This window comes from Pseudomonas sp. B8(2017), from assembly GCF_002113575.1.
Taxonomy (GTDB): domain Bacteria; phylum Pseudomonadota; class Gammaproteobacteria; order Pseudomonadales; family Pseudomonadaceae; genus Aquipseudomonas; species Aquipseudomonas putida_Z.
This window is the reverse complement of record NZ_NEIO01000028.1, coordinates 36,168-42,729: the sequence shown is the minus strand read 5'-3', so window position 1 is coordinate 42,729 and position 6,562 is coordinate 36,168. Positions and strand designations below refer to the sequence as shown.

Below are 6,562 nucleotides of genomic sequence, written 5' to 3'. Positions count from 1 at the left end.
AGTACACGGAGCTGAAGACCATCTGGATCAACGCTTCGTGACCTGAGCAAGACCGGTGCTGTTCTGACGGAGTTCGGCACCTGGCCGCCCTGTGTTGTCCGGGCTGGCCTCTTCGCGGGCACGCCCGCTCCCACAGGCCATGCATAGCCTCGAAGACTGTGGCTGGCTTGCCGACGGAGAGGCCGGGCCTGCTCAGAACTTCGACAAGATCCAGTCCCGCATGCGGCAACACGCGCTGTCGTCCTTCTTCTGCTCGTTGAAGGTCAGGAAGTGCTGGCTGTCCTTGTGCACCAACTCCTGCGCCACCGGCCGTACCAGCACCCCCTCCTCGATCAGCGGCTCGATCAGGTAATGCCAGCCCAAGGCGACCCCCTGGCCCTTGATCGCCAACTGAACCAGCGAGCCGTAATCGTTGGAATGCAGCAATTGCGCACCTGCCGCCACCCGCGCACTCAAGTCGACATTGTGGTACTCGAACCACATGTACCAGTCGATGTGCTCGGCAATCTGCGAACGGCCGTAAGGGCTGAGGTTCAGCAGTGAGCCCTGGCTGATACCGTCCAGCGTGGCCACTTCCGGGTGCTGTGCCAGGTAGCCCGGGCTGCAGATCGGGTAGATCACGTCATAGGCCAAAGGGTGGCTGCTGTAGCCTTCCCTGATCTTCGACAGCTTGTTGATGAACATGTCAGGCTGGACCCCAGGTTCCATGTTCACGAAATTCTGGGTGATGACCAGGTTCAGGTCGATGTCCGGGTTCGCTGCCAGAAACTCCGGCAACCGCGGCGTCAACCACAAGCCGGAAAACGCCGGTGTACAGCACAGTGTCACCACCCGCTTGCCCTTGTTCTGCCGACGTATGCGGCTCGATACCTGGGCGATGTTGCTGAGCGACAACTGTACGGCATCGAAAAAGATCGCGCCTTCGGGCGTAAGCGCCACCGCCCGCCCGTTGCGGATGAACAGCTCGGCGCCCATGAAACCTTCCAGTTCACGTATCTGTTTGCTGATGGCCGCCTGGGTGACGCACAGCGACTCTGCCGCGCGGGTGAAATTGAGGTACTTCGCCGCCGCGACGAACGCCTTTACGGCGCGCAGCGAAGGCATTTGTATAAGCGCCTGATCGGGCTCTGTGTGCTTGACCATTGACCTCTACCAGTTATCAGGAAACGGGGGGCAGTCGCCGCTGGCCCATCATACAAAAAAAGGGCCTCGATCGAGGCCCTTCGGTACTTCATCGACACGACTGGCGCGCGCTATTCATCGCCTGCACGCAGCTCCTTGAACTTCATGTTGGCCTTGGCGCCGATGGTCAGGAACGGCTGTGGCGGCAACGGCTTGGGCTTGTCATAGGCGCTGAGTATCTGCACCAGTTCACTGTCGATGCCCACTGCCAGGTCCGCCGCAGCGATGCCTGCCGCACTCGACTTGGAAGCACCCAGCCCGTTGCAACCACAGGCAGCGATCACTCCGGTATCGACTTCACCGAACGCTGGCACGCTGTTCCAGGTCAGTGCCATGGGGCCGCCCCAGCGGTACTCCATGCGCAACCCCTTGAGCGTGGGGAAACGCGTCGCGAACTTGCCGTCATGCACACGGCCGGCACTGTTCACCTGGCCATCGCCAATGGTCAGGCTCGGGTTGTAGCTGTAGCGCCAGCGCACCAGAATCCGGTCACTGTCACCATCGCTGATCCGCCGCACCGTGGTGCCCATGGGCAACGCCGGGGTGGCGGCCCAGGTACGCTGGCCCGGTAGAAGTCTGGGGTCGAAGCGCTCGGTCAACGAAGCGTAGGTGAACACATGCAGCAGCTTGCCCTTGAAGAAGCCGAAGCTCTGCGCATGGCCGTTGTTGGCAAGGATGATCTTGCCCGCGGAGACCATGCCGTTTGGCGTCTTGATCACCCACGCGCCACCCACCTGCTTGAAGGAAATGGCCGGCGTCTGTTCATACACCTGCACCGGGTCAGCCAGAGCATCGGCAAAACGCCTGACGTAGGCCGCCGGCTGGATCATCACCGTGCCCGGCATGAACATGCCCGAGGTGTAGGCCGGGCTGCCCGTTACCTCGCCAATCTGCCGGGTGTCCAGCAGCTCATACCGCTCACCCAGCGCGTCGAGTTGCTTGCCGTAGGACAGGATGTGCTCGTCCCCCTGGGTGCCCCGGGCCACGCTGAAGCGCCCACAGGGGTCGAAGACTTCCTTGCCCCAGCCATGCAGGTCGGCCAGCTCCCTGCCCAGGTCGATGGCCGTGCGGTACAGCTTGATGTCACGCCGGGCGCGCTCGAGCGAACCACCACCCAAGCCCTCGGCGGACACTTCATGCGGCAGGTCGATGATGAAGCCGGAGTTGCGCCCGGAGGCCCCCTCGCCGACCAGCCCGGCCTCGAGCACCACGACCTTCAGCGTCGGGTCACGCCGGACCAGTTGGCGGGCCGCCGACAAACCGGCAAAGCCACCCCCGATGATGGCGACATCCGCCGTGACCGCACGGTTGAGCACGGCCTTGGCCTGGCGGCGTGGCAGCATCTCCACCCAACCCGAGCTGCCATTGTTGCTGGGCAATTTCGAAGCAGTGTACATAGTGAGCGCCCCTGCGAAATCAGGAAGCCGATGCTTCGCGTTCGATCAACGGAGCCAGTGCCTCACGCAACGCACCCAGCTTGCTTTCGGCCAGGCGGGCCAACGGACGGCGCGGGTTGCCTGCGTCATACCCCATGATCTGCGCGCCGGCGTACACCGACTGCACATAGTCACCCTGCCAGATCAGCGACATCACCGGGGCCAGGCTCTTCCAGATCTGCTGCACCTGGGCCCAATTGCCTTCGCTGGCAGCATTGGCCACGGCAACGCAGGTCTTCGGCGCCATGTTCGCGCCACCCCAGATCAGCCCTGCCGCGCCGGCGAACAGCGCGTAGGGTACCAGCGGGTCCGCGCCGTTCATGGTCGGCAGGCCGGTGCGCGACAACGACGCCTGGGCTGCCAGATCGCCGCTGCTGTCCTTGACCGAGACAAAGTTGGGGATCTGGCTCAGTTGCTTGAACAGCGACGGTGTCACTTCGACACCGACGGCCTGTGGCACGTTGTAGCCGATGATCGGCAGGCCGGCCTCGGACACGCTCGAGTAGAAGTCGACAATGCCCTGGTCGTCGGTGGGGCCTTCGAAGAAGGGCGGCAGCACCATCACACCGTCGGCACCGCAGTCCTTGGCGTGGCGGGTGCGCTCGACCACTTCCTCGACCAGCAGCGCCGAAGTCTGCGCGATGACGCGGGCGCGGCCGTTGATGACCTTGGCACCAAAGGCCACCAGCTCCTTCGATTCATCCTTGCTCAGGTAAACGTGCATCCCGGTTCCGGAGCTGAGTACGAAACCATGCACACCTGCAGCGATGTAGCGCTCGATCAGGCTCTCGAAACGCGCGTAGTCGATCTTGCCCTGTGCATCGAACGGGGTGGTGATGGCCAGGTTTACGCCGGAAAACTTGAATGCGGACATTGGGGTAACTCCTTATTGTTTTCAGCTGGACGGTCCAGCCAAGGCATTGAGCGTGCTGCGGCTCCATGCAAAAGGCTAAAGTCTCATCCACTGTGCATACAGCGACATTTCGGGCGACGACTTGATGAGAAAAGGTTATGCCGCACACTGCACGAACCCCCGCAGGCCTGAGTGATCTGTATGGTTAGCGCCAGGCAAAAGCTGATTTTCGGAGACAAGCATGCTGCGTATTTTTGAACGATGGCTCGACCCCTTCCCCCCTGACGAGATACCACCGCCACCGGTTGGCCTGTTGCGCTTCATGTGGGCCTGCACCCGGGGCGCGCGCGGCTACATCCTGGCGCTTGCGCTGTTCAGTGCCGGGGTATCGATCTACGAAGCCTGGCTGTTCGCCTTCCTCGGCCAGGTCGTGGACCTGCTTTCGGCCTGGCAGGCCGGCGGTGCCGTCGGCCCCGAAGAAACCCGGGTGCTGTGGGGTATCGGCATCGTCCTGCTGGTCAGCATCGGGTTGGTGGCGCTGCGCACCATGCTTCAGCACCAGGTACTGGCGATCAACTTGCCGCTGCGCCTGCGTTGGGACTTTCACCGGCTGATGCTGCGCCAGAGCCTGTCGTTCTTTTCTGACGAGTTTTCCGGCCGGGTCACCACCAAGGTGATGCAGACGGCGCTGGCGGTACGCGATGTGTTGTTCACCCTCATCGAGATCCTGCCCGGGATCGGTGTGTACTTCATCGCGATCATTGCCCTGGCCGGTGGCTTTGCCCTGAAGCTGATGCTGCCATTCATTGCCTGGGTCGTGCTGTTCGGCCTGGCCATGCTGTATTTCGTGCCACGCCTGGGCAAGGTCGGCCAGGAGCAGGCCAACGCCCGATCATCGATGACCGGGCGGGTTTCTGACGCCTACACCAACATCACCACGGTGAAACTGTTCTCGCACGCCAACCGCGAAGCGCACTTCGCGCGCGCAGCCATGGAGGACTTCAAGCAGACCGGTTTTCGCCAGATGCGTCTGGTCAGCCAGTTCGAAATCGTCAACCAGGCGCTGGTGGTGGGCTTGATCATTGCTGCCGGTGGCTATGCGCTGTGGCTGTGGCACCAGGGCCAGGTCGGCACCGGGGCGGTGGCGGCGATCACCGCCATGGCCTTGCGTATCAACGGCATGTCGCACTGGATCATGTGGGAGATAACCTCGCTGTTCGAAAACATCGGCACCGTGCAGGACGGCATGGCCACCCTCTCCCGCGGCCCCAAGGTAACGGATGCGCCCGGCGCTGCCGAGCTGGTAACCAAGGGGGGCGCGGTGAGTTTCGACAAGGTCGGCTTCAACTACAACGGCGAGCGCCAGGTACTCGACGACCTGAGCCTGCACATCCGCCCGGGCGAAAAAGTCGGTTTGGTCGGCCGCTCCGGCGCTGGCAAGTCCACCTTGATCAACCTGCTGCTGCGCTTCTACGACGTGGACCGTGGGGAAATCCGCATCGACGGGCAGAACGTGGCCAAGGTCACCCAGGACAGCCTGCGCAGCGCCATCGGCATGGTCACCCAGGACACCTCGCTGCTGCACCGCTCGATTCGCGACAACATCGCCTATGGCCGCCCCGATGCGACCGAAGCGCAGATCCGCGCCGCTGCGGCCAATGCCCAGGCCGATGCTTTCATCAGCCAGCTCAGCGACCGCCAGGGCAACACCGGTTACGACACCTTGGTGGGAGAGCGCGGCATCAAGCTGTCTGGTGGCCAGCGCCAGCGCATCGCCATTGCCCGGGTGATGCTGAAGAACGCGCCGATCCTGCTGCTGGACGAAGCCACCAGTGCGCTGGACTCGGAAGTGGAAGTGGCCATTCAGGAAAGCCTGGATGAAATGATGAAAGGCAAGACCGTCATCGCCATCGCCCACCGGTTGTCGACGATTGCCGCCATGGACCGGCTGATCGTGATGGATGAAGGGCGCATCATCGAGCAAGGCACCCATGCGCAACTGCTGGCGAAGAATGGTACTTATGCGCGGTTGTGGCAGCACCAGAGCGGCGGGTTCCTGGGTGAGGACCAGGGCGTGGCCGAGGCGATGGAGTAGGCGCAAGGAGGGATCAGGCACCGCGTCGCCTGCTTCGCGGGCACGCCCGCTCCCACAGGGATCGCGCCAGGGCAGGGACTTCTGCACTCCTGCAGAATCAACTGCCCTGGCGCGATCCCTGTGGGAGCGGGTTTACCCGCGAAGACGGCAGCACGATTCCCGGACCATACCGCCTCAATCCAGCACCGGCCGCAACAACGCCTGGGCCTCGTACAGGGTCGGCAGATACCGCAAGCGTATTTCATCCACACTCAACCGCGAAGCATGGGTGGTGATGGTCAACGTCGCTTTCAGCCGGCCAGCCCGGTCCAGCAGTGGCACACCCAGCACGCGCATGCCGATTTCATACTCCTGGTCCACGATACAGAACCCCTGCTCCTTCACCCGCAGCAACTCCGCCTCCAGCTGCAACCGGTCCGTCTGCGTATAAGGCGTCAACCCCCGCAGCGGGTTACGCGCAAAGTAGGCATCCTGCTCCCCCTCATCCAGCCAGGCCAGCCAGACGCGCCCGCCGGCGGTGCAATACATCGGTACCCGCGAACCCGGCCGGATCGACAACGAAGACACATGGCTGTAGCGGCTGCGTACCAGATGGATGATCTCGTCACCATCACGGGTACCCACCGACACATGCTCCTGCGTCTGCCGCGCCACCTGCTCGACGATCGGCCGCAGCATGCGCGGCAGTTGCGCCGAGTCCACATACGCCTGGCCAAGGCGCAGCGCCTTGGGCGTAAGCCAGTACTCACGGCTGTCGGTTTCGGCAAACCCTTCGTGCACCAAGGTCAACAGAAACCGCCGCGCGGCACTGGGGGTAAGGCCGGACAACCTGGCCGCCTGGGGCACGCTAAGGCGCGGCTGCTCGGCGCTGAACAGCTGCATGAGCGCCAGGCCCTTCTGCAAGCCGGCGATCAGGTCACGGGGGTGGATAGCGGGGGTGTTCATCTATTCGACTCGCAAGCAGGGCAAATACAGCCGATTACCGCGATAACCGGA

Annotated in this window: 5 protein-coding genes; 1 reads left to right on the top strand and 4 read right to left on the bottom strand. The window is 63.1% G+C overall.

Translation table 11 applies throughout. The features are described 5' to 3' along the window. Positions 1 to 192: 192 nt before the first annotated feature. The 3 genes from CAG22_RS25300 to CAG22_RS25290 form a co-directional block, all read right to left on the bottom strand. On the bottom strand, positions 193 to 1,143 hold the full coding sequence (locus tag CAG22_RS25300; RefSeq protein ID WP_025339615.1) for a LysR family transcriptional regulator: 951 nt from the start codon (positions 1,141 to 1,143) through the stop codon (positions 193 to 195). Between the two features lie 110 nt (positions 1,144 to 1,253). Beyond that, positions 1,254 to 2,579: an FAD-binding oxidoreductase gene (locus tag CAG22_RS25295; RefSeq protein ID WP_085693361.1), complete on the bottom strand. Its 1,326-nt coding sequence runs from the start codon at positions 2,577 to 2,579 to the stop codon at positions 1,254 to 1,256. 19 nt (positions 2,580 to 2,598) lie between these two features. Next, the gene (locus tag CAG22_RS25290) at positions 2,599 to 3,492 is read right to left on the bottom strand and encodes a dihydrodipicolinate synthase family protein (RefSeq protein WP_025339617.1); all 894 of its coding nucleotides are present in this window, start codon (positions 3,490 to 3,492) and stop codon (positions 2,599 to 2,601) included. Positions 3,493 to 3,712: 220 nt separating this feature from the next. On the opposite strand from CAG22_RS25290, the gene CAG22_RS25285 reads away from it, so the two are divergent. After that, positions 3,713 to 5,566 carry an ABC transporter ATP-binding protein gene (locus tag CAG22_RS25285; RefSeq protein WP_085706407.1) on the top strand — a complete coding sequence of 618 codons (1,854 nt, stop codon included), beginning with the start codon at positions 3,713 to 3,715 and terminating at the stop codon, positions 5,564 to 5,566. A 174-nt stretch (positions 5,567 to 5,740) separates the two neighbouring features. On the opposite strand, the gene CAG22_RS25280 is transcribed toward CAG22_RS25285, so the two are convergent. Next, the gene (locus tag CAG22_RS25280) at positions 5,741 to 6,511 is read right to left on the bottom strand and encodes an IclR family transcriptional regulator (RefSeq protein WP_085706406.1); all 771 of its coding nucleotides are present in this window, start codon (positions 6,509 to 6,511) and stop codon (positions 5,741 to 5,743) included. Positions 6,512 to 6,562: the final 51 nt, after the last annotated feature.

Bases quoted from the DNA above. Each gene is read 5' to 3' on its own strand.
- CAG22_RS25280 (WP_085706406.1), bottom strand. From the start codon at position 6,511: ATGAACACCCCCGCTATCCACCCCCGTGACCTGATCGCCGGCTTGCAG.
- CAG22_RS25285 (WP_085706407.1), top strand. From the start codon at position 3,713: ATGCTGCGTATTTTTGAACGATGGCTCGACCCCTTCCCCCCTGACGAG.
- CAG22_RS25300 (WP_025339615.1), bottom strand. From the start codon at position 1,143: ATGGTCAAGCACACAGAGCCCGATCAGGCGCTTATACAAATGCCTTCG.
- CAG22_RS25290 (WP_025339617.1), bottom strand. From the start codon at position 3,492: ATGTCCGCATTCAAGTTTTCCGGCGTAAACCTGGCCATCACCACCCCG.
- CAG22_RS25295 (WP_085693361.1), bottom strand. From the start codon at position 2,579: ATGTACACTGCTTCGAAATTGCCCAGCAACAATGGCAGCTCGGGTTGG.